The 20,099-nt window shown below is 70.4% G+C and carries 23 protein-coding genes; 8 read left to right on the top strand and 15 right to left on the bottom strand.

Annotation, left to right across the window (positions count from 1 at the left end; translation table 11 throughout):
- Positions 1-30: 30 nt before the first annotated feature.
- Positions 31-1,107 carry a YbdK family carboxylate-amine ligase gene (locus AB0300_RS02780; RefSeq protein WP_366215405.1) on the bottom strand — a complete coding sequence of 359 codons (1,077 nt, stop codon included), beginning with the start codon at positions 1,105-1,107 and terminating at the stop codon, positions 31-33.
- Between the two features lie 5 nt (positions 1,108-1,112).
- Positions 1,113-1,379, bottom strand: coding sequence for a Rho termination factor N-terminal domain-containing protein (locus AB0300_RS02775; RefSeq protein ID WP_025102516.1), 267 nt, complete (start codon positions 1,377-1,379; stop codon positions 1,113-1,115).
- A gap of 121 nt (positions 1,380-1,500) precedes the next feature.
- Between AB0300_RS02775 and AB0300_RS02770 the strand changes: the two genes are divergently transcribed.
- Positions 1,501-1,665 (top strand): hypothetical protein, encoded by a 165-nt coding sequence (locus tag AB0300_RS02770; protein ID WP_164498167.1) that lies wholly within the window; start codon positions 1,501-1,503, stop codon positions 1,663-1,665.
- 69 nt (positions 1,666-1,734) lie between these two features.
- Here AB0300_RS02770 and AB0300_RS02765 read toward each other — a convergent pair whose 3' ends face one another.
- Positions 1,735-1,941 carry a CsbD family protein gene (locus AB0300_RS02765; protein ID WP_025102515.1) on the bottom strand — a complete coding sequence of 69 codons (207 nt, stop codon included), beginning with the start codon at positions 1,939-1,941 and terminating at the stop codon, positions 1,735-1,737.
- Between the two features lie 191 nt (positions 1,942-2,132).
- Between AB0300_RS02765 and AB0300_RS02760 the strand changes: the two genes are divergently transcribed.
- Positions 2,133-2,534 carry a hypothetical protein gene (locus AB0300_RS02760; RefSeq protein ID WP_366215404.1) on the top strand — a complete coding sequence of 134 codons (402 nt, stop codon included), beginning with the start codon at positions 2,133-2,135 and terminating at the stop codon, positions 2,532-2,534.
- A 21-nt stretch (positions 2,535-2,555) separates the two neighbouring features.
- Here AB0300_RS02760 and AB0300_RS02755 read toward each other — a convergent pair whose 3' ends face one another.
- Complete coding sequence (locus tag AB0300_RS02755) at positions 2,556-2,903, bottom strand: hypothetical protein (protein ID WP_366215403.1); 348 nt, start codon at positions 2,901-2,903, stop codon at positions 2,556-2,558.
- Positions 2,904-3,195: 292 nt separating this feature from the next.
- On the opposite strand from AB0300_RS02755, the gene AB0300_RS02750 reads away from it, so the two are divergent.
- Positions 3,196-3,687, top strand: coding sequence for an FBP domain-containing protein (locus AB0300_RS02750; protein ID WP_366215402.1), 492 nt, complete (start codon positions 3,196-3,198; stop codon positions 3,685-3,687).
- Here the strand turns inward: AB0300_RS02750 and AB0300_RS02745 are convergent.
- The 6 genes from AB0300_RS02745 to AB0300_RS02720 form a co-directional block, all read right to left on the bottom strand.
- Positions 3,684-4,505 (bottom strand): PaaX family transcriptional regulator C-terminal domain-containing protein, encoded by an 822-nt coding sequence (locus AB0300_RS02745; protein WP_366215401.1) that lies wholly within the window; start codon positions 4,503-4,505, stop codon positions 3,684-3,686. The two genes, AB0300_RS02750 and AB0300_RS02745, sit on opposite strands and share 4 nt — an antisense overlap.
- Entirely contained in the window at positions 4,495-5,787 is a 1,293-nt protein-coding gene (locus AB0300_RS02740) for an aminotransferase class V-fold PLP-dependent enzyme (RefSeq protein ID WP_366215400.1), read from the bottom strand. Before AB0300_RS02740 ends, AB0300_RS02745 begins: the two co-directional genes overlap by 11 nt.
- Position 5,788: 1 nt before the next feature.
- Entirely contained in the window at positions 5,789-6,775 is a 987-nt protein-coding gene (locus AB0300_RS02735; protein ID WP_366215399.1) for an amidohydrolase family protein, read from the bottom strand.
- Complete coding sequence (locus AB0300_RS02730; RefSeq protein WP_366215398.1) at positions 6,775-7,626, bottom strand: tryptophan 2,3-dioxygenase family protein; 852 nt, start codon at positions 7,624-7,626, stop codon at positions 6,775-6,777. The genes AB0300_RS02735 and AB0300_RS02730 overlap by 1 nt, the downstream gene beginning before the upstream one ends.
- Before the next feature lie 275 nt (positions 7,627-7,901).
- On the bottom strand, positions 7,902-8,954 hold the full coding sequence (locus AB0300_RS02725) for an alpha/beta hydrolase (protein WP_366215397.1): 1,053 nt from the start codon (positions 8,952-8,954) through the stop codon (positions 7,902-7,904).
- A 51-nt stretch (positions 8,955-9,005) separates the two neighbouring features.
- On the bottom strand, positions 9,006-9,530 hold the full coding sequence (locus AB0300_RS02720; RefSeq protein WP_062765483.1) for a TetR/AcrR family transcriptional regulator: 525 nt from the start codon (positions 9,528-9,530) through the stop codon (positions 9,006-9,008).
- A 78-nt stretch (positions 9,531-9,608) separates the two neighbouring features.
- On the opposite strand from AB0300_RS02720, the gene AB0300_RS02715 reads away from it, so the two are divergent.
- On the top strand, positions 9,609-10,319 hold the full coding sequence (locus tag AB0300_RS02715; RefSeq protein ID WP_085605805.1) for an MBL fold metallo-hydrolase: 711 nt from the start codon (positions 9,609-9,611) through the stop codon (positions 10,317-10,319).
- A 310-nt stretch (positions 10,320-10,629) separates the two neighbouring features.
- Here the strand turns inward: AB0300_RS02715 and AB0300_RS02710 are convergent, their stop codons facing one another.
- The 3 genes from AB0300_RS02710 to AB0300_RS02700 all read right to left on the bottom strand — a co-directional run bounded on the left by AB0300_RS02710 (position 10,630) and on the right by AB0300_RS02700 (position 13,990).
- On the bottom strand, positions 10,630-11,157 hold the full coding sequence (locus AB0300_RS02710; RefSeq protein ID WP_366215458.1) for a cysteine hydrolase: 528 nt from the start codon (positions 11,155-11,157) through the stop codon (positions 10,630-10,632).
- Between the two features lie 65 nt (positions 11,158-11,222).
- Positions 11,223-12,662 (bottom strand): cytosine permease, encoded by a 1,440-nt coding sequence (locus tag AB0300_RS02705; protein WP_366215396.1) that lies wholly within the window; start codon positions 12,660-12,662, stop codon positions 11,223-11,225.
- A 44-nt stretch (positions 12,663-12,706) separates the two neighbouring features.
- Positions 12,707-13,990 (bottom strand): M18 family aminopeptidase, encoded by a 1,284-nt coding sequence (locus AB0300_RS02700; RefSeq protein WP_025102502.1) that lies wholly within the window; start codon positions 13,988-13,990, stop codon positions 12,707-12,709.
- 227 nt (positions 13,991-14,217) lie between these two features.
- On the opposite strand from AB0300_RS02700, the gene AB0300_RS02695 reads away from it, so the two are divergent.
- Positions 14,218-15,081 (top strand): EamA family transporter, encoded by an 864-nt coding sequence (locus AB0300_RS02695; RefSeq protein WP_025102501.1) that lies wholly within the window; start codon positions 14,218-14,220, stop codon positions 15,079-15,081.
- Between the two features lie 9 nt (positions 15,082-15,090).
- On the opposite strand, the gene AB0300_RS02690 is transcribed toward AB0300_RS02695, so the two are convergent.
- The gene (locus AB0300_RS02690; RefSeq protein WP_231729504.1) at positions 15,091-15,744 is read right to left on the bottom strand and encodes a response regulator transcription factor; all 654 of its coding nucleotides are present in this window, start codon (positions 15,742-15,744) and stop codon (positions 15,091-15,093) included.
- A gap of 226 nt (positions 15,745-15,970) precedes the next feature.
- Here AB0300_RS02690 and AB0300_RS02685 point away from each other — a divergent pair, with 226 nt between their 5' ends.
- Entirely contained in the window at positions 15,971-17,113 is a 1,143-nt protein-coding gene (locus AB0300_RS02685) for a histidine kinase (protein ID WP_366215395.1), read from the top strand.
- A 214-nt stretch (positions 17,114-17,327) separates the two neighbouring features.
- On the opposite strand, the gene AB0300_RS02680 is transcribed toward AB0300_RS02685, so the two are convergent.
- Positions 17,328-18,071 carry a GntR family transcriptional regulator gene (locus AB0300_RS02680; protein ID WP_366215394.1) on the bottom strand — a complete coding sequence of 248 codons (744 nt, stop codon included), beginning with the start codon at positions 18,069-18,071 and terminating at the stop codon, positions 17,328-17,330.
- Between the two features lie 170 nt (positions 18,072-18,241).
- Between AB0300_RS02680 and AB0300_RS02675 the strand changes: the two genes are divergently transcribed.
- Positions 18,242-19,165: a phosphate/phosphite/phosphonate ABC transporter substrate-binding protein gene (locus tag AB0300_RS02675; protein WP_338566702.1), complete on the top strand. Its 924-nt coding sequence runs from the start codon at positions 18,242-18,244 to the stop codon at positions 19,163-19,165.
- Between the two features lie 28 nt (positions 19,166-19,193).
- A complete protein-coding gene (phnC, locus tag AB0300_RS02670) occupies positions 19,194-20,021 on the top strand; it encodes a phosphonate ABC transporter ATP-binding protein (RefSeq protein ID WP_366215393.1) in 828 nt (275 codons plus the stop codon).
- The last annotated feature ends 78 nt before the right edge of the window (positions 20,022-20,099 follow it).

The following is a 20,099-nucleotide window of genomic DNA, read 5'->3' as shown; positions in this document are numbered from 1 at the left end:
CCTACTCCGGGCGACGGACGCGAGGGCCGGTCAGTCAGGCGGTGTTCCGGTACCTTCCTGCAGGAGCCGTCGGAGCGCGGGGAGCCCGTCCCGTGCGTGCGCCGCACGCTGCCGTGCCGCGCCGGTCCCGTCGGCCCGTATCCGGGCGAGGCCCGCCCGCACCGCGTCCGCATCGCCGAGCTCGTCCAGCACCGGTCCGATGTCGTCGAGAAGGTGCTCCGCCACCGTCCAGGCCGGGGCGATCTCGCCCGTGAGCGGATCCAGGAGGCGGGCCGTCATCCCGGCTCGCGACGCCATCCAGATCGACGCGTCGATCGTCTCCGTCTCATCGGCGACGATCCGCTGCCCGGACGACAGGGCGATCCCGCGGGTCAGCAGCGCGGAGAGGACGGCGTCCTCCGCGGTGAGCTGCGTGTCCGCGACGCGCGCCTCCACGGTCGGGTAGCGCTCGGAGAGGCGCACCGCCCAGGAGAGGGAGGTCGCCTCGCCGATGGTCCCGAGGTCGAGGAGCTGGTCCACGCGCGTGCGGTAGTCGTCGACGTCGGCGAACCGGGGCGGACACCACGACGAGGGGAGTCGGCGGATGAGCATGCTCCGCCAGCTCGCGAAACCCGTGTCGAGACCGTTGCCGAACGGGCTGTTCGTGCTGAGGGCGAGCAGCAGGGGCAGCCACGCGCGAAGCCGATTCAGGGAACGGACCCGCTCCTCCTCGTCCGGCACCTCCACGTGCACGTGCAGGCCGTTGACCTCGTGCTCGCGGGTGAGGTGCGCCAGCCGTCGCGCGACGTCGTCGTAGTGCGCCGACGGCGAGAGGCGCGGCGAGCGGAGAGTGGTGAACGGCGCGCCGGTCGGTGCCGCGATCGCGCGCCGGACGCGTGCCTGCCTCCCGATGGCCGTGCGCAACGCCGTCAGCTGCTGGACGGCCTCGGCGCCGGTGCGCACCGGGTCGGTGAGCGCCTCGACCTGCGAGGCCAGGTACTCGGTGGTCACGCGTCCGGCGGTGACGTCATCGCCGATGCGCTCCAGGATGTCACCGCTGAGGGCGACGGGGACGAGCGAATCCTCATCGAGCAGGAGGAACTCCTCCTCGATCCCGAAGCGCGTCATCCGGGTCAGTGGTTTCGCAGTTCGGAGATGAGCTCGGCCTTGCGCTTGCCGCTGTAGCCGGTGAGCCCCAACTCCTTCGCGCGCTTCCGCAGCTCGGGAACTGTCCAGTCCTCGTAGTCCCCGTGCTTCCCGCCGCGGCGGCCGACCGAGCTGCGGCCGTCTCGTGCGGCCGCGTTCGAGATGCGGGCGGCCTTCTCCTTCGAAGCCCCGTCGTCGCGGAGCTCTTCGTACAGCTCCGGATCCTTCAGCGAGTTGTTGCGTCGTCCTGGCATTGCTCTGCTCCTTCGCGCATCGGGAGGGTCCAAGTCAACCCCCTCCAGAGAGGGTGTGGTTCGGGTCTAGCGTGAGGTCACCGCAGTCGGGCGCCCGCGCCCCCAGAGAAGGGAAAGACCGATGAACATCCTCCTGATCATCGTCATCGTCATCGCCGTGATCCTCGCGATCACCGGAGGACTGGTGCAGTCGCTCCAGTTCCTGCTGTGGGTCGGTCTGGTGCTCCTGGCCATCGCCGTGATCGCCTGGCTGATCCGAGCGATCACCGGCAGCCGCAAGGTCTGACCCGAGTGCGGAGGGGGAGGCTCGCCATCGGCGAGCCTCCCCCTCTTCATGGGTTCAGCGGGTGGGGGATCAGCGGTTGAACGCGTCCTTGACGCTGTCGCCGGCCTTGCCCGCGGCGTCCTTCACGTTCTCGCCGGCCTGCTTCGCGTCGGCCTTCACCTGATCCGCCTGGCCTTCGGCCTCGAGCTTCTCGTTGTCGGTGAGCTTGCCGAAGCCTTCCTTGACCTTGCCACCCAGCTTCTCAGCGGAATTCTTCATGTCATCTGCGCCACTCATAAGAGGCTCCTCTCCTGGACGGATCGATTGCTCTTCGAGCGTCGCACCGGCGTCGCGGTCCGTCCACGGGATTGACATTCACCGACGGGCGTGTCAACGTTCCGCCCCCATCGACTCCCGCCCGCACAGGGGTTAGCCTGGCGCCAGGCGGGTGTCCTGCCCGTCGTCCTGGACGAAGGGAGCGGTGTGCGATGGACGCGATGATGATGGGTGCCATGTCCAAGAACATGGAGTCGATGCCGGACATGGCGATGATGGACATGTCGGTGCTCCAGGCGTGTATGGACGCGTGTGCCGCCTGCGAGCAGGCCTGCACGGTGTGCGCGACGCAGGAGATGGACTGCGCCCCCGCGTGCATGAACTGCGCGGACATGTGCCACACGATGATGCGATCGATGCTCCGCATGCAGGGGATGACCCCGGCCACGATGATGGCGATGCTGGACGCGTGCATCGCGATGTGCCAGATGTGCATGGACGAGTGCATGCAGCATGCCGATCACAGCGACGTCTGCCGCCTCTGCGCTCAGGCGTGCCAGGCCTGCATGAACGCGTGCATGGCGGTCCGCGACATGATGATGGCGAGGGCCTGACCCGAGGGGGTCAGGCCCTGGTCACACGACGGCGACGTTGAAGCGGGTGCGTCCCACGGCGAGCACGGCGTAGTCGAGGTGGAGGGCGACCGGGCTGCCGATGGCGGCCTCCAGCGCGGCGCCGGAGCCGTTCCACAGCGTGTGCGTGGTGCCGTCGAGCGTGCGGACGACGAGGTCTCCGGCGACCGGATCCGCCGCGATCACGAACGCGTCCGCCCATCGCGCCGGGGTCGCCGCGGCGAGACGCTCCTGGATCAGGTGCAGGGCGTGGCCGGGGGCCGACGAGGAGCAGCGGCCGCCGTTCCTGCACATGCACGTCGCACGCTCACGCACCTCGAGGGGCGGACGGTGGTGCAGCGGCGTGGACACGGGGACTCCTTCGGATCGGCGTCCGGCCAGAGTACGTCGACGAGGTCGGGATCCCGCAGCGCTCCCGACACGCGACGAAACAAACGGGTGTAGGCTCGCCGGGTGCTGTCGTCGATGAGTGCCCTCGGGGCGCGGAGCGGAGCTGCAGGCGCGTTCAGCGCCGCAGGCAGAGGCTGAGGACCGGCCGGAGGCGGAACCCCGTCCCCGGTGCTGCGTCGTACCCCGGCATCGTCCGGGTGATCCTCCGATCCGTCTCGCCGTTCCGGCGATCACACCGAAAGCTCTTCCCCTCATGCGTCCCATCGACGAGCGCGCCCTGCGCGCCTCCTTCTGCAACGCCTCCCGCAAGGAGGTCTCCGACATCACTCTGCCGCCCGGCTTCGCCGAGACCGATTTCGACCGGCTCGACTACCTCGGCTGGATCGACCCGAAGCTGCCCCGGCGCGCCTATGTCGTCGTGTGGATCGACGACGAACCCGTGGGCGTCGTGCTGCAGCGCGCCGAGCAGCGCGTGCTCGCCCGCGCCCAGTGCTCGTGGTGCGAGGACGTGACGCTCCGCAACGACGTGCAGCTGTACGTCGCCCGACGCGCCGGGGCCGCCGGCCGCAAGGGCGACACGGTCGGTGTGCTCGTGTGCGCGGAGTTCGGCTGCAACGCGGCGGTGCGCAAGCTCCCGCCGCTGGCCTATCCGGGGTACGACCGCGAGCTCGCGCGCGAGATGCGGATCCTGCGGCTGCAGGAGCACGTGACCGGATTCGTGCGCGAGGTCGCCCGGACCGACTAGGCCGTCACGGTGCGGACATGCGCGAGGGCGGGTGCCGCCCACGCCGCCGACAGCCGGGCGAACGCCTCGAAGCTGCGTCCGCCCGGCCAGTCGGCCGGCAGCATCGCCGGGGGCAGTCCCGGATCGGTGTAGGGCAGCACCCGCCAGCGGTCGATGAGGTGCACGTACGCGGGGAATGGCGCATCGGGGAGCGCGGTGAGCGAGGCCTGGAAGGCTTCGTGCTCGCCGCGCAGCGCGTCCAGGTCCCACCACGCCGCCGCGGCCTCGGCCAGCGTGCCGGCCGGGGCGGGGGCCGACGCGTCGAACAGCGTCGCCCAGCGGCGGGCACCGAGCTCGTCGAGGATCTGCTCCGCCTCCGCCCTGAGGTGCCCGGGGCAGATCCACAGGGCGGGGGAGACGACGCCGGCGCCGATCCACTGCAGGCGCCGGCGCAGCTGATGACGCACGCTGCGCGCACTCTCCGGGATCGAGAACGACACGAGGCACCACGAATCGTCGTCGGTCATCTCCTGCATCCGGAAGATCCGGCGGTCGCCGCGCTCCAGCATCGGCACGGCCGCCGGGCTCAGCCGGTAGCCGACGGCGTCGCGGCGCTCCGGCAGGAGCAGGCTCTTCTGCTTGAGACGGGCGATGCCCGTCCGGGCGGGAGCGGCGGGGATGCCGAGGTCGGCGGCCAGCGCCACGAGATCGGCGGCCGAGATCCAGCCTCCGAGCGGGCGCAGATACAGGCCGATCAGGGTGCGCAGGAGCGAGGCGGTGCTGCCGGGGCGGGCGTCGATGTCATCGAGCACGACCGGCGCCGCGGGCTCAGGAGACACCGGACTCCAACGCATCCCTGACCGCGAGCACCCCGGCGACGGTCTCGGCGTGCGAAGTGCTGAGCGGCGACAGCCCGAGCCGGATCCCGTCCGGGAAGCGGAAGTCGGGGATGACGCCGTCCGCCCAGAGCCTCCGGGTGACCTCCCGGAAATCGGGGTGGCCGATCGTGATGTGTCCGCCGCGTCGCGCCGGGTCGCGAGGGCTGAGCAGGCGGACGTCCAGCGGCGCGAGCAGCTCGTCGTACGCCCGGACCGCGAGCGCGGTGAGCGACTCCGACTTCGCGCGCACGCCGTCGATCCCCGACTGCTCGATGAGGTCGATCATCCCCTGCATCGCGAGCATCGAGGTCACCGGCGGCGTGCCGCTGAGGAGCTGACGGATGCCGTCGGCGGGGACGTACTCCGGGCCCATGGCGAAGATGTCGGCCGCGCTCCACCAGCCTTGGATCGGCTGCCGCAGCAGGCCCTGCAGGTCGTGGCGGAGGTAGGCGAACGCGGGCGATCCCGGGCCGCCGTTGAGGTACTTGTAGGTGCAGCCGACGGCCATGTCGACGCCCCAGTCGTCGAGCTGCATCGGCACGACACCCGCCGAATGGCAGAGGTCCCACAGCATGAGCGCTCCCGCGTCATGGACGACGGCGGTGATGGCGGGCATGTCGGCGAGGGCGCCGGAGCGGTAGTCGACGTGGCTGAGCGAGACGAGCGCGGTCCGCTCGGAGACCACGGCTGCGACGTCGTCGACCGTGACGCCGTGCACCGGGTCGGGCGTGATCCAGCGCAGTGTGGCCCCCATCTCCGCCGCGACGCCCTCGGCGAGGAACCGGTCGGTGGGGAAGTTCCCCTCTTCGATCACGAGCTCCGTCCGCCCCGCGGATCCCTGAGCCGTGCCCCTGGGGCCCTGAGTCGCGCCCCTGGGTCCCTGAGCCTGTCGAAGGGCCCCCCGCATGAGCTTGTACAGCAGGACGCTCGTGGAGTCGGACACGACCGTCTGCCCCGGCCCCGCGCCCAGGGCGACGGCGCCGATGCGGTCTCCGAGCTCCATCGGCAGGGCCATCCACTGCTCGTCCCAGGAGCGGATGAGGCGGGTGCCCCAGTCCTCGCGCACGAACGCGGCGAGCTTCTCCGGCACGTCGCGCAGCGGCCGCCCGAGCGAGTTGCCGTCGAGGTAGGCGGTGACGCCCGGGGCCTCGACGAAGGCGTCGAGATGCGCGGCGAGCGGGTCGGCGGCGTCCAGGGCGCGGGCGGCGTCGAGGAGGGTGGTGTCGGCGGAGCGGTCGGTCATGTCACACCTTCAGGTCGGCGGCGGTGAGGGGGCGGGCGGCCAGGGGATCGGCGGATCCCGGTGGCAGCAGGAGGAGGAGAGAGCGGGGATCGAGCGGGTCGACCGGCGCGAGGGCGCGGAGGACGGCCTCGTCGTCGAGCCCGGCGGTGCGGAGGGCGGCGACCTCGGTCGGGTTCAGGTCGACGGGAGTCGGGCCGTTGCCCATGTCGGTGCCGTAGCGGACGGTGCCGCCGGCGGCATGAAAGCGGGCGACGTTGTCGATCGCGATGACCCTCGCGGCGGGGTCGTGAATGGCGAGGGTGCTGATCCAGGAGGCCCGGACGGCCTGCTCCGCGATCTCCTCGTCATCCAGACGCTCGGTGAACGGGGCGTGCGCGAGCTGGCTCGCTCCGAGGCGGACGACGCGCTGCGCCTCGCCAGGGCCCTCGGCGTGGGCGACGACGGGGAGGCCGTGCGCCACGGCGAGCTCGACGATCGCGCGGAAGAGGGCGTCGGAGAAGGTCGGGCCGGCGGTGCTGTTGCTCGCGACCTTGATGCCGGAGGCGCCGGCCGCCACCAGCTCCTCGATCACGGTCGCGGCCGCTGCGGAGTCGGCGATCTCCCGGACCGAACCTGCCGGCGCCCACGCGCGGTCCGAGGGGTACCCGCCGGGAGGAGTGAGGAACGCGCCGGCGTAGTGGACGGTGCGCGACGCGTCAGAACCGCGTCGGGTCGACGAACCTCCGGAGTGGTGCCGGGCGATCCCCGCGACCGTGGACGGATCGCCGCCGAGGTCGACCACCCGCCCGAGGCGCGACGAGGCCAGGAGTGCATGGTCGACGAGCTGCAGATGCACGTGGTGGTCGGTGAAGCCGCCGACGATGCGTCCGGCCAGGGCTGGGGTGCCGGGGGAGGGCTCCTCATCGCGGAGCTGGGGGCGCCCGTCCGCGCCGAGCCCGACGACGCCGTCGCGCCAGCGCTCGCCGTCGAAGAACGTCGCCGCGAGCATCAGGAGCCGATCTCGGTGCGGACGGTGTAGAGCTCCGGGAAGAACGTCAGGTCGAGGGCGCGCTGCAGGAAGCCGACGCCGCTCGATCCACCCGTGCCGACCTTCATCCCGATGGTCCGGGACACGGTCTTGAGGTGGCGGAAGCGCCAGAACTGGAAGTTGTCCTCGAGATCGACGAGGTCCTCGCAGGCCTCGTAGAGGTCCCAGTGGGTGCGCGGGTCCTGGTAGATCGCGCGGATGGCGGGTACGAGGGCCGGGGTCTCGCGGTACGGCTGGCGCACGTCCCGGTCGAGGATCCCGTGCGGGACGGGGAGCCCGCGGCGCGACGCGTAGCGGAGGAACTCGTCGTACAGCGTGGGCTTCTCCCACTCGGCCGTGAGGAGCGCGAGGTTCGCGGGGTGGTCGCGGAAGACGCTCAGCATCTTCTCGTTCTTGTTGCCCAGCGCGAACTCCACGGCGCGGTACTGCACCGACTGGAAGCCGGACGAGTTGCCGAGCGCGCCACGGAACTGGGCGTACTCCGTCGGGGTCAGTGTCGCGAGCACCGACCACTGCTGCGTCATCACGTCCTGAATGCGCTTGACTCTGGCGATGCGCTTGAGGGCGTCGCGCAGGTCGTCGGCCGCGAGCAGTTCCCGCGCCGAGCTGAGCTCATGCAGCAGCTGCTTCAGCCAGAGCTCCGTCGTCTGGTGCTGGATGATGAACAGCATCTCGTCGTGGTGCTGCGGGTCGCTCACCGGGTGCTGTGCTGTGAGGAGCTGGTCGAGCGCGAGGTACGAGCCGTAGGTCATGCGGCCGGAGAGGTCCGTGACGATCCCGGACTCGAGTGCGCGTTCGTTCTCGGTGTGCATCCCGTGAACATATCATTTCCGTGCCGGTCGTCACAGAGACGTTATGTCCGATTCCCGACGCATCGGCACGACCCGGCGACGGTGGCACGGGTATCCGGAGGATTCGGTCGTGCACCCGTGCCGGAGTCGTGCATCTGTGCCCGGGTCGTGCATCCGTGCCCGGGTCCGCCTGCACGATTCGGAGACGGTGGCACGGGTATCCGGAGGATTCGGGTCGTGCATCCGTGGCGGGGTCGTGCAACGGTGGCAGCCTGCGCCTGACGAAAGGGGCCGGGTCAGCGGGTGTGCGCGTCGAGGAAGGCGATGGTGTCCGCAAGCGCCTTCCGGGCCTCGGGGAGATCGAGGTGGAACTGGTATTCGTGCGGGAGCTCCGGCTCGTGCGGCGCGGGCCAGAACACCGGCGTCACGTCGACCCCGAGCTCCTGGAGCCGCTTCGACATCGGGATCGACTGGAGCCAGGTGAGACCGTCGCCGTTGCCGCCGGAGATGTAGGTCGCGGGGAAGTCGGCCGTGACCCAGTCGACGGTCGACATCGTGGCCCCCGTCGAGTCCTCCGCCCAGGTCTTCGTGCCGGAGTACGCCCACATCGCCGACTTGAAGCCCCATCCGGCGACCCCGTCGAGTTCTGCCAGTGCGGCGAGGTCGTAGACGCCGCAGTTCAACACGGTCGCGACGAGCTGATCGGCGAGGATCGACGGGCGGATGCCGAGGATCTCCGCGTAGTCCGGATTCGTGATGAGTGTCGCCATCTGGCTGGCGAGCTGGGCCCCGGCGGAGTCTCCCGCCAGCACGATGCGGCGCGGATCGACGCCCAGTTCCGCCGCGTGCGCGTCGATGTAGGCGAGGGCCTCGTCGAGCTGGTGGACGGCGAGCGGATACACGCCCTCGGGTCCGCGGGTGTAGTTCACGCCGATGGTCGTGTAGCCCTCCGCGGCGAGGATGCGGAGGTAGGGATCGACGTCCTCCTTCGATCCCGAGATCCAGGCGCCTCCGTGGATCCACACCACGGTCGGCAGTGCGCCGTCGGCGGAGGCGGGGCGGAAGACGTCCATCGTCGTGTCCGCACCGGCGTCACCGTAGGCGACATCCTTCCGCTCGTCGAGGGCGGTGTCCGGGACGTGCTTCGTCATCTCGGCGGCGGTCTCGTCGCCGCCCTTCGTGAACACGGAGCGGATGATCATCGCGGACGGCCACGGGGTGAGCGCGCCGACGATCGCGACGACGGCGGCGACCGCGGCGAGGGTGCCCACGGCGATCTTCGTGCGACGCCAGGGCGTCCGACCGGTCTTCGCGGCCACGGTTCCGGCGGTGCTGCGGGAGTCTTCCACGGCCTCAGTGTGCCAGCATCCGCCGTCGTGGACCGCGAATGACGAGCGTCCTCACCCGGCGAGGCTCGCGAGGAGACGCCGGAGGCCGTACTCGAAGGCGCGGTCGACGTCACCCCCGAGTCGGAACGCCCCGGACAGTTCCATCTGCAGGAATCCGGTGGCCCAGGCGGTGAAGAGACGCGCGGCGTCGAGAGCGTCCGTCTCGCCGACCGCGGTGGCGCAGGCGCGGATGACGGGGGCGGCGGAGCGTTCCAGGGCCTCGCGGGAGACCGCGGCGTTGAACATGAGGCGGAAACCCTCCGGGTGCGCATGAGCGAAGGTGCGATAGGTCCGGGCGAGCGTGGAGAGGTCGTCGCCGGCCGCCTCGAGCTGGGTCGCGAGGGCATCGACGGATGCCGTGGCGACCGCGACTCGCAACGCCTCACGATCGCGCACGCGCTTGTAGAGGGAGGGGGCCCGCACGCCGACACGCTCCGCGACCGCCTGCATCGTGAGCCCCGCAGGACCGTCGGCCTCGATGATCTCCTGGCCGGCCGCGACGATGGCATCGATCGACGTGCGTTCGGGGGTGGGCATGGATCCTCCTCGATGGCTATTGACAGTAGCCATGATAGCTACGTAACGTAGCCATCGCAATCGCCCGAGAGGATCATCATGAAGCTCGCCCCTCACCTCCACCGCCTCGGCAACGACATCGTCGCCTCGTACCTCATCGACCTGCCCGAGGGCATCACCCTCGTCGACGCCGGGTTGCCCGGGCACTGGCATGACCTTCAGCGGGAGCTCGCCGTGATCGGCCGCCCGCTGTCCGACATCCGCGGACTCGTGCTGACCCACGGCGACAGCGACCACATCGGATTCGCGGAACGACTGCGTCGCGAGTCCGGCGTTCCGGTGTACATCCACGGCGCCGATGCACACCGCGTGCGTACCGGGGAGAAGCCGAAGACCCCGATGGGTCCTTCCCGGATCGGTCCCATGCTCGGGTTCCTCGCCTACGGCCTCCGCAAGAGTGCGCTCCGCACGCGCCACGTCACCGAGGTTTCCGAGGTCGCGGACGGCGACGTGCTCGACCTCCCCGGGGCCCCGGTCGTCGTGGGTCTTCCGGGGCACTCGCCGGGGAGCATCGCGGTGCACGTCCCGGCGGTCGGCGCGGTGTTCGTCGGCGACGCCCTGACCACGCGGCATGTGCTCACGGGGGAGGAGGGCGCGCAACCCGCCCCGTTCACCGACGAGCCCGCGGAAGCCCTGGCCTCGCTCGACCGCCTCGCGGCGCTCGACGCCGAGTGGGTCCTTCCCGGCCATGGTGCTCCGTGGCGCGGAACTCCCGCCGACATCGCCGCCGCGGTCCGCGCCCACGCCTGACGCTCGCCCCTGTCGGGTTCAGTAACGCTCCTCCCCGCGGCTGCCGAGGTGCACTTTCCGTCCCGCCCGAACGCCGCAGCACGGTGCTGGATCGATAACGCACCGCCGTCGCGCGGCGGAGGTGCGTTTCGCGTCCCGCGACGCGGACTCCGTGCGGGATCGAAACCGTGCCCGGTGGGCCCGCGCGAGGTGCGGGATCCGTCCCGCTGGGAGGGCTCGCCGGCGTGCGGGATCGACAACGGGCGCGAAACGGTGTGCGGAGGTGCGATTTCCGTCCGGCACGGGCGCGGGGTGCGGGCCCGGGGCGGGGTCAGGGGGAGAGGAGAGCGGCGGTGTCGGTCACGGTGATCTGCGGGGGATACAGGGACATGACCTGCACGGCGGCCGCATGGTTCTCGGCCGTGGAGCCGGCGCAGGCATCCGCCGCGAGCGTCACGCGTGCCCCGGCGTCCGCGGCGGCGAGAGCGGTGGACACGACGCAGCAGTCCGTGGACACCCCTGCGAGCACGATCCGACCACCGCGCCCCACGATCGCCTCCAGCTCCGGACCCCATTTGCCGAACGTCGGGAGGTCGACGGTGGGATGTGGAGACAGCCCTTCCGCCTCGGGGACGAGCGCGTACAACGGGTCGTCAGCGGGGCGGTCGGCGAACGGCCACGCGGCGAAGTACTCGCCCCAGGAGGTCGAGCGGTCGGCCGTCGGCAGCCACCGGGTCACGAGCACGCGCTCGCCGAAGGCGTCCGCGAGGCGCCGGATGTTCGTCATCGCGGCGGCGAAGAACGGCGAGCCCCAGGCCGAGTCGGGCGACGCGAAGATCACCTGCGGATCGACCACCACGAGCCAGCTCTCGTCCTGGGGCCCTGAGCCTGCCGCCCCCTGAGTCCCTGAGCCTGTCGAAGGGCTCACGACTCCTGCCGCCGGATCTTCCCCGCCCGCGCGAACCAGGTCACGAGGAACGAGAGCACGAGGGCGACGAACACTCCGAGGTTCGCGTACGCCCAGTCCCCGTCCGCCCCGCCGACGAGGAACAGGAGGTATCCCTGCCAGTTGTTCCACGGCGCGGCGTCCGCGAAGCCGTTGAGCACGAGGCCCCACCCGATCACGCTCGCGACGACCATGGTGCCGATCGAGGTCCAGTCCCAGGCGCCGTAGCGGCCGCGGCTGTCGAACAGGGCCGCCTCGTCGTAGTCCTTCCGGCGACGCAGGATGTCGGCGATGAGGATGCCGGCCCAGGAGGCCAGCGGCACGCCGAGGGTGATGAGGAAGCTCTGGAACGGGCCGAGGAAGTCGGTCGCGAAGAACACCACGAAGATGGTCCCCGCGGTGAGGATCGCCCCGTCGATCGCCGCCGCGGACGGCCGCGGGATGCGGATGCCGAGGCTGAGCAGGGTCAGCCCGGAGGAGTAGATGCCGAGCACCGCACCGGAGACGAGCGCGAGCACGGCCGTGAGGAGGAACGGCACGAGCACCCACACGGGCAGGATGCTCGCCAGCGCGCCGATCGGGTCCGCGGCGATCGCGTCCATGAGCTCCTCGTCCGATCCGGCGAGGAGCAGACCGAAGACGACGAGGATGACCGGTGCCACCGAGCCGCCGATGGTGTTCCAGGCGACGATCGCCCCGTCGGACGCGGTGCGCTTCTGGTAGCGCGACCAGTCCGCGGCGATGTTGATCCACCCCAGCCCGAATCCGGTCATCACCATCACGAGCGCGCCGACCACCTGGCCGATGCCCCCGTCAGGACGGGCCAGCACCGCGGCGAGGTCGATGGTCGGCGCGGCGAGGATGATGTAGACGATCGTCACGACGCCGGTGATCCACGTCAGCACCGACTGCAGCCGCATGATCGTGTGGTACCCGAGCACGGAGGCGGCGACGATCAGCGCGGCGACGATCACGGTCGCGAGGATCTTCAGCCACAGACTGTCGCCGTCGCCGCCCAGCTGCGTGATGACGGTCGCCGTCGCGAGCACGGCCATGATCGCGAGGAACGTCTCCCACCCGATCGACGTGAGCCAGGACACGATCCCCGGCACCTTCTGCCCCTGCACGCCGAACGCGGCCCGGGAGAGCACCATCGTCGGCGCCGACCCGCGCTTGCCCGCGATCGCGATGAGCCCGCAGAGCAGGAACGACACGACGATGCCGATGACCGAGACGACCGTCGCCTGCCAGAAGGAGATGCCGAAGCCGAGCACGAACGAGCCGTACGACATCCCGAACACCGACACGTTCGCCGCGAACCACGGCCAGAACAGGTCGCGGGGCTGGGCGGTCCGCTCGGACTCGGGGATGATCTCGATGCCTGCACGCTCGATGAGAGCCGGCCTGATGTCGTTCATCCTCACATCCTGGCACTCCGGGGGCACACTCCGCGCGGCCCGATTCAGCCGGCGAAGAAGGCCCCGGCCACGCGGGTCAGGTCGTGCAGGTCCGAGACGCCGGCGAGCTCGCGGGCGGAGTGCATCGAGAGGATCGGGATGCCCACGTCGACCGTCCGGATGCCGAGCCGGGTCGCGGTGATCGGGCCGATCGTCGAGCCGCACGGCACGCTGTTGTTCGAGACGAACTCCTGCGTCACCACCTCGGCCCGATCGCACCAGTTCCGCCACGAGGCGGCGCCGACCGCATCGGTCGCATAGCGCTGGTTGGCGTTGAGCTTGAGGATGGGTCCGGAGCCGAGCACGGGCTGCACGACGGGGTCGTGCCGGCCGATGTAGTTCGGGTGCACGGAGTGCCCCACGTCGCTGGACAGGCACCACGACGACGCGTACGCCTGGCGGCGGGCGGAGCCGTCGGCGCCGAGCCCCGCGTACAGCCGTTCCAGAACGTCTTCGAGGAAGGGGCCTGCGGCGCCGGAGCGCGACTCGGAACCGAGCTCTTCGTGATCGAACGCGGCGAGGATCGCGATCGGCGCGCCCGCCACGGGGGCGTGTGCCGCGAGGGCCACGACGCCCGCGTGCACCGAGGCGAGGTCGTCGAGCCGGCCGGAGGCGAAGAACGCGTCGTCCTTGCCGAACACGGCACCCCGCGCGGCGTCGGCGACCACGACGTCGTAGCCGCGGATCTCTGCGGCGTCCACGCCGGCGGAGTCGGCGAGCTCGGCCAGCAGATCGGCCTCGGTCGGATCGCCCAGACCCCACACCGGCTGCGTCTCGGTCTGCTTGTCGAGCGCGAGGCCGTTGTTGACCCCGCGATCGAGGTGGATGGCGAGCTGGGGGAGGCGCAGCAGGGCTCCGGTGTCGGCGAGGACGACCCGGCCGTCGGCGAGGGCGAGCCGGCCGGCGAGGCGCAGCTCCCGGTCGAGCCAGGAGTTCAGCAGCGGACCGCCGTACACCTCGACGGCGGCCTGCAGCCAGCCGCGGGCTCCGGTGGTGGGCTGCGGCTTGAGCTTGAAGCCGGGGGAGTCGGTGTGCGCTCCGAACACGTGCACGGGCGTCGTGGAAGACGCATCCTCCGGCACCACCCACGCGATCGTCGCGCCGTCGCGGACCACGAGGTACCGGCCTCCGGGCTGCGCAGGCCAGGCGTCCTCCTCCTGCAGCCGCGTGAAGCCGGCCTCCTCCAGACGGCGGGCGGTCTCGGCGGCGGCATGGTAGCTCGACGGGGAGGCGGCGACGAAGTCGGCGAGGTCTTCGGCGTGGGCGAGGGCGTCCGGGGTGACGGGCATGGCATGACCTTCCTGCGCAGGGTGTCCTTCGAGCGTAGTCGCGCCCGGTCGCCGCGCCCCTCCCGGTCGGGGATAGGGTGGTGGCGATAGCGCCTAGGGTTCCGGGGTCTGCACCCGTCTGGTCCGAGCGGCGCCACGGTCCTCCTCCGCAGGAGGGCCGTCATCTGACAGGACAAAAGCCCGGAGGACCCGATTCGTCGCGCCCGCGGCGGAGGGAAGGGTCTGCCGTGTCCGCTGTCGCTCTCGTCCTCGTCCTCGCCGCCGCGATCGCCCACGCGTCCTGGAACGTCATCGCGCACGGTATCAGCCGCGCCGGCTCGCCGTTCCTGTGGTGGGGTGCGGTCGCCAGCACCGCCGTCTGGATCGGGGCCGTGCCGTTCACGGGCGGACTCGGTGCGGCCGACCTCGGCTCGTTCGCACTCGGGGTTTCCGTCTCCGCGGTCCTGCACGTCGCCTACATGGCCGTGCTGCAGCGCGGCTACCGGGAGGGCAGCCTGTCGACCGTCTATGCGACCGCACGCGGCACCGGCCCCTTCCTCTCCGTGATCGTCGCCGTGCTCCTGCTCGGCGAACGCCCCTCGGCCCTGGCGCTCGTCGGCGTCGCCGCGGTGATCGCCGGTGTGGTCGCGATCGGGTTCGTCGACCGCCGTCCGGCGGGCAGCGGGCGCCGCATCGACCCCGGCCTCCTGTTCGGTGCTCTCACCGGCGTGGCCATCGCGGTCTACACGATCTGGGACGCCCACGCGGTGCGGGAGTGGGAGCTGTCACCCGTGGCGTTCATGGTCGGGACGACGCTGCTGCAGGTGCCGTTCTATTCCGTGGCGGTGCGCGGACGATGGGGTGCTGTCGTGGCGCTGGGGCGCACGCAGTGGCGCCGCATCCTGGCCTTCGGCATCCTGTCGCCGCTGTCCTACATCCTCGTGCTGACGGCCATCCAGATCGCTCCGGTGGCTCTCGTGGCACCGCTGCGGGAGGTCAGCGTCGTGCTCGTGAGCCTGTTCGGCGCCTTCGTCCTGCGCGAGTCCCGGCCCGGCTGGCGGATCGGCGCCTCGCTGGTCGTCCTCACCGGGATCGTGCTGCTCGCGCTCTGAGGCCGCGGCTCACCGGAAGGTGACGAGGCCGGCGTGGGCGGCCGTGACGAGGATCTGCACGCGGTCGCGCAGGTGCCACTTCGACATCATGCGACCGAGGTGGGCCTTCACGGTTCCCTCCGAGACGATGAGCGCCTTCGCGATCTCGGCATTGGACATGCCCTTCGCGAGGCACTGCAGCACCTCCTCCTCGCGCTCGGTGAGCGGTTCGAGGGTCTCCGCCGCCGCGGTGGGAGTGGAGTCGCGCACATGGCGGATGAGCATCGACGCGATGCGGGGCGACAGCGAGCTCGCTCCCGCGAACACCTCGCGCACGCCCGTGACGATCTCCTCCGCGCTGGAGTCCTTGAGCAGGTAGCCGGAGGCGCCGGCGCTCAGCATGGGCAGCACCGTGTCGCTGCCGTCGAGTGTGGTGACGGCGAGGATGCGCACGTCGGGCCACCGTTCGGCGATCGCCGCAGTCGCCTCGATGCCGTTCATCTCCGGCATCTGGACGTCCATCATCACGACGTCGGGCTTCTCGCGCTCGACCGTCGTGAGGGCCTCCACACCGTCCTCCGCCTGCGCCACGACCGTGATCTCGGGCGCGCGCGACACGAAGTGCGACAGCGCCGAGCGGACCAGAGGATCGTCATCGACGATCACCACGCGGATTTCCTGCATGGAGGAAGCCTAACGGCGTGAAGCGGGCGCTCTGAGGATGTAGACCTTTGGCTATCGAGGTCTGGACGAACGCCAGATGTGCGCTCCGCGCGCCGCCGAGAAGATGAATACAGACATCGACAAACGGCACTAGAACGGAGGTGAATGTAATGACTTTCTGGCAGCAGGTTGGCAAGTTCTTTGGTCTCGTCCGCTAGAGTACCTGGCGAATAGGAGATAGTGAACCATGGCCTTCGACCATTCGATTCGCGGTTCCGCGGATTCGCTCCGACTGGTTCGAGGCGAGAAGCTCACTGCCATCGAGCGCATCGTCGTTCTAGCGATCATCTCCATCACCGTCGCGGTCGACGTCATCGGCCTCATCGTCGCCCCGGGTGTGAATCCCGCGGCCGTCCTGGTGAGCATCGCGTCGTCGGCAGTGTTCGCCCTTTATCTCTGGAAACCCCTCATCGCGACATGCGCCCTCGGCGTCGTGTTCGCCCTATCTTTTCTGGCAGGAACCGAATCCCAGGTCTTGACCGCCGCCGCTGTCGCGGCCGGGCTGGTCATGCGACTCGGGTGGACCGCGTTGATCCTGTCCTACACGGGGGCCTTTCTCGTCTCTGCCGCTATCGTCGCCTTCGGCGATGCGGATTCCGGCGTGAATGTCGCCCTCTATCTCGTCTTCGCCGCAGTCGCGGGTGCCGTCGGCTTCGCCCTCCGATTGGCGTTCGCCCGCGGCAGCAGACTCGAGCGTCAGCTGGAGGCTGCGGCGCAGCAGGAACGGGAAGCCGTCCTCGCCGAGCGACGATGGATCGCCGGCGAGCTGCACGACAGCATCGCGCATCACCTCACCGTGGTGTCGCTGCACGTGCAGATGCTCGAAGACCCCGACGCCAGCGATGGCTCCCGGGAGGCGATCCGTGTCGCCGCCCGCAAGGCCATGACCGACCTCCGTTTCGTGATCGACCTCGCCGACGACGGCCCCCGTGCCGCGGGTATGCCGACGGGCGACCTCGTCGCGGCGGTCGAGGAGGCGCAGACCGAGTTCGAAGCGGCCGGGCACGAGGTCATCCTCGATGGCGACCCCGGCGACGAGCGCATCCCCCGGGCCGTGGAGATCGTGCTCGCGCGCATCGTGCGCGAGTCGGCGACGAACGTCCTGAAGTACGCGGGCCCCGGCACCGTCGAGATCCGTCTCGCCGTGGACGACGACAAGGCCCACCTGTCGCTGCGGAGCCCGCTGCCCACCACGCCGCGTCGCGAGCTCTCCTCCAGCCGGACCGGACTCGGACGGATGGCCGAACGCGTGATGGGCGCCAGCGGCGAGTTCAGCGCCGGGGAGGTGGACGGGCATTGGCTCGTCTCCGCCGTGTTGCCGGTGGTGTGAGCCCCGCGTAGTCTGAGACGGCGCCCGTGATTCCGGGCCTGAGACCGTAGACGAAAGTCTACGAGTGTCTCGACATTCGGCACTTCAGCGGCCTCGCGGCGCCGACATATGCTGAAGGCTCCCCAGATAAAGCGTCCCCAGCGCTGCGATCGCGGGCGCGATCTTTCTGGCTTCTTAAACTCCCGCGCCCGCGGTCGCGAATCTGTTCCGGGCCTCAGCCGCCCACCGCTCTCATGTAGTGTCCGTCCGTCGATATCCCGGATGCCGCCACCGTGAAGCGCACCACCTCGCTGAGGTAGCGGTCTTCCGATGCTTCGAAGATGCGCCCCTCGGCGTCCCGCGACGTCCGCGTGAGGCGGAGGATCGGGGTTCCGCGCGGCACACGCAGGAGCGCGGCGTCCTGGTCGTCGGCGGCCACGGCATCGATCACGTGCTGCAGGGTGACGATGGGATGGCCGACCGAGGCGAGGTACTCGGTGATCGACACCTCGTCGAGGTCCACCTCGAACAGGCGTCGCCCGACGTCCTCGGTGTACGCGAGGCGCTCCAGCATCGTCGGTCGACCGTCGAGAAGCCGCAGCCGGACCACGCTCACGATCGTGTCGTCGCGTCCCACGCCCAGGGCCGAGGCGAGGTCTCCCGCGCGACGCAGGCTGAGCTCCTGCGTCTGCGCGCCCGGCGAGACGCCGAGGTCCCGCGCCCAGCGGGTGAAGGGAACCGAGACGTCCACCGCCTGATACGCCTTCCGTGCCACCACGCGCGCGGGGCGGCCGCGGCCCGTCTCGATCAGCCCTTCGGCGCGGAGGGCAGCCAGGGCGTTGCGGATCGGACCGCGTGACGTGCGCCAGCGCTCCGCGAGTTCCGCTTCGGTCGGCACGTCGTCCCCGGGGCGGAGCGTCCCGTCGGCGATCCGCGCGCGGAGGTCGTCGGCGATCTGGGTGTACACAGCTTCGGCCACATAGGTACATTACTTCGTTCGACGCCGTCGCACAGTGGGCGTTGCGTGGCCGTTCACCCAGGCGAATGCCGGGTGAACGCCGCCTGAACTCTTCCGAGATAGGTATACATCTCGGCCGCGGGGCTGGGAGAGTCGTCCCTGGATCACTCCTCCCACCCTGAAAGGTCCTCATGAAGCTCCGCGCTCTCCCTGCCCTCGCCGGCGCTGCGATCCTCGCGCTCGGCCTCGCCGGCTGTTCCGGATCGGCCGACGCCACCGACGCCTCCGCCGACGCTCAGTCTGCCGGCGGATTCGCCGTCGACGAGAACACGCTCGTCTTCGGAGTCGTCCCCGACTCGGTGGACACCGAGACGAACTACCAGCCGCTCATGGACTACATCGCCGAGGTCACCGGCAAGACCGTCGAGTACCACGAGTCCACCGACTACGCCGCGCTCATCGAGGCCGCCGTCGCCGGCAAGGTCGACGTCGCCTCGTTCTCCGGGTTCACCTACGTCACCGCGACGAACAACGGCGCGAAGCTCACCCCGATCTCCTCCATCGTCACCGAGGAGGGCCAGGAGCCCGGCTACTACTCGCAGGCGATCGTGCCGGCGGACAGCGACATCTCCAGCCTCGAGGACTTCGCGGGCAAGAAGGTGTGCTTCGTGGATCCCTCCTCCACCTCCGGCTACCTCTTCCCGTCGTACAACCTCATCGAGGCGGGCGTCGACCCGAAGACCGACATCACCCCCGTGTTCGCGGGCAAGCACGATGTCAGCGTGCAGAAGGTCGGCGAGGGCGTCGAGTGCGAGGCCGGCTTCGCCGAGGACTCCGAGGTCGAGAAGTCGGACAAGGTGAAGGTCATCGCCGAGACCATGGTCCCGGGTGCTCCGCTCGTCTACTCGTCGTCGCTGCCGGACGACGTGGCGACGCAGCTCGTCGACGCCCTCGGCGAGGTCACCATCGACGACATCATCGCGGCGGGCATCGACAGCGCGGACTCCGACGCGTTCCGCAGCGTGTTCTTCGCCACCAAGCCGGTGGACGACGCGTACTACGACCTCATCCGCGACATCTGCGCCGAGACCGAAGCCGAGCAGTGCCAGGGCTGACGCCCCGCGCCTGACGACAGGAGAAGCCATGACCGCGGCACCCGACACGCTCATCCGCCTCGCCGGCGTCACGAAGACCTTCGGCAGCACCACCGCCCTCAAGGACGTCACGCTCGAGGTGGCGCGGGGAGAGATCGTCGTGCTGCTCGGGCTCTCCGGTTCCGGCAAGTCCACGCTGCTGCGGCATCTCGACGGCCTGGAGCTGCCCAGCTCCGGGTCCGTCGAGGTGCTCGGCGCGTCCGTTCCCTCGATGAAGGGGCGGGCGCTGCGACAGCTTCGCAGCAGCGTGGGCTTCATCTTCCAGCAGTTCGAGCTCGTGCCTTCGCTGACCGTGCTGGAGAACGTGCTGACCGGGTCGCTCTCGCGGATGCGCGGCCCGCGGCTCGGGCTGTGGAGCTACCCCCGCGCCGCGAAGCTGACCGCGCTGGAGCACCTCGACCGCGTCGGCCTCCTCGACCGCGCCTACCAGCGCAGCGACACCCTGTCCGGCGGCCAGCAGCAGCGCGTGGCCATCGCCAGGGCCCTCATGCAGAAGCCGGCGATCCTCCTGGCCGACGAGCCCGTCGCCTCCCTCGACCCGGAGTCGAGCGAGCAGGTGATGGCCCTCATCCGCGAGATCGCCGCCGACGAAGGACTCACCGTCGTGTGCAGCCTGCACCAGGTCGACCTCGCGATCAGCTGGGCCGACCGGATCGTCGGGCTCCGGCACGGCGAGGTCGTCCTGGACACCCCGACGGACGGACTCACCAAGGCCGAGGTGATGGAGATCTACGGACGCGTCGCGACGACCACGGCGGAGATCCGCGCCGTGCAGGTGGAACTCGTCGACGCCGTGACCACGGTGGGGGCGTCATGACGACGGTGGGGGCGTCGACACGGGGCGCTTCGACAGGCTCAGCGACCCAGGGGGGCGGCTCAGCGACACGGGGCGCTT

The organism is Microbacterium sp. NPDC078814 (genome assembly GCF_040702645.1).
Classification (GTDB): Bacteria; Actinomycetota; Actinomycetes; order Actinomycetales; family Microbacteriaceae; genus Microbacterium.
This window is presented reverse-complemented; position numbering and strand designations above follow the sequence as displayed.

What these genes read in the sequence shown, in the direction of transcription:
- AB0300_RS02765 (WP_025102515.1), bottom strand. Translation starts at nt 1,941, where the DNA reads ATGAGTGGCGCAGATGACATGAAGAATTCCGCTGAGAAGCTGGGTGGC.
- AB0300_RS02685 (WP_366215395.1), top strand. Translation starts at nt 15,971, where the DNA reads ATGGCCTTCGACCATTCGATTCGCGGTTCCGCGGATTCGCTCCGACTG.
- AB0300_RS02750 (WP_366215402.1), top strand. Translation starts at nt 3,196, where the DNA reads ATGCGTCCCATCGACGAGCGCGCCCTGCGCGCCTCCTTCTGCAACGCC.
- AB0300_RS02675 (WP_338566702.1), top strand. Translation starts at nt 18,242, where the DNA reads ATGAAGCTCCGCGCTCTCCCTGCCCTCGCCGGCGCTGCGATCCTCGCG.
- AB0300_RS02740 (WP_366215400.1), bottom strand. Translation starts at nt 5,787, where the DNA reads ATGACCGACCGCTCCGCCGACACCACCCTCCTCGACGCCGCCCGCGCC.
- AB0300_RS02775 (WP_025102516.1), bottom strand. Translation starts at nt 1,379, where the DNA reads ATGCCAGGACGACGCAACAACTCGCTGAAGGATCCGGAGCTGTACGAA.
- AB0300_RS02735 (WP_366215399.1), bottom strand. Translation starts at nt 6,775, where the DNA reads ATGCTCGCGGCGACGTTCTTCGACGGCGAGCGCTGGCGCGACGGCGTC.
- AB0300_RS02720 (WP_062765483.1), bottom strand. Translation starts at nt 9,530, where the DNA reads ATGCCCACCCCCGAACGCACGTCGATCGATGCCATCGTCGCGGCCGGC.
- AB0300_RS02700 (WP_025102502.1), bottom strand. Translation starts at nt 13,990, where the DNA reads ATGCCCGTCACCCCGGACGCCCTCGCCCACGCCGAAGACCTCGCCGAC.
- AB0300_RS02730 (WP_366215398.1), bottom strand. Translation starts at nt 7,626, where the DNA reads ATGCACACCGAGAACGAACGCGCACTCGAGTCCGGGATCGTCACGGAC.
- phnC (WP_366215393.1), top strand. Translation starts at nt 19,194, where the DNA reads ATGACCGCGGCACCCGACACGCTCATCCGCCTCGCCGGCGTCACGAAG.
- AB0300_RS02760 (WP_366215404.1), top strand. Translation starts at nt 2,133, where the DNA reads ATGGACGCGATGATGATGGGTGCCATGTCCAAGAACATGGAGTCGATG.
- AB0300_RS02780 (WP_366215405.1), bottom strand. Translation starts at nt 1,107, where the DNA reads ATGACGCGCTTCGGGATCGAGGAGGAGTTCCTCCTGCTCGATGAGGAT.
- AB0300_RS02715 (WP_085605805.1), top strand. Translation starts at nt 9,609, where the DNA reads ATGAAGCTCGCCCCTCACCTCCACCGCCTCGGCAACGACATCGTCGCC.
- AB0300_RS02690 (WP_231729504.1), bottom strand. Translation starts at nt 15,744, where the DNA reads ATGCAGGAAATCCGCGTGGTGATCGTCGATGACGATCCTCTGGTCCGC.
- AB0300_RS02770 (WP_164498167.1), top strand. Translation starts at nt 1,501, where the DNA reads ATGAACATCCTCCTGATCATCGTCATCGTCATCGCCGTGATCCTCGCG.
- AB0300_RS02705 (WP_366215396.1), bottom strand. Translation starts at nt 12,662, where the DNA reads ATGAACGACATCAGGCCGGCTCTCATCGAGCGTGCAGGCATCGAGATC.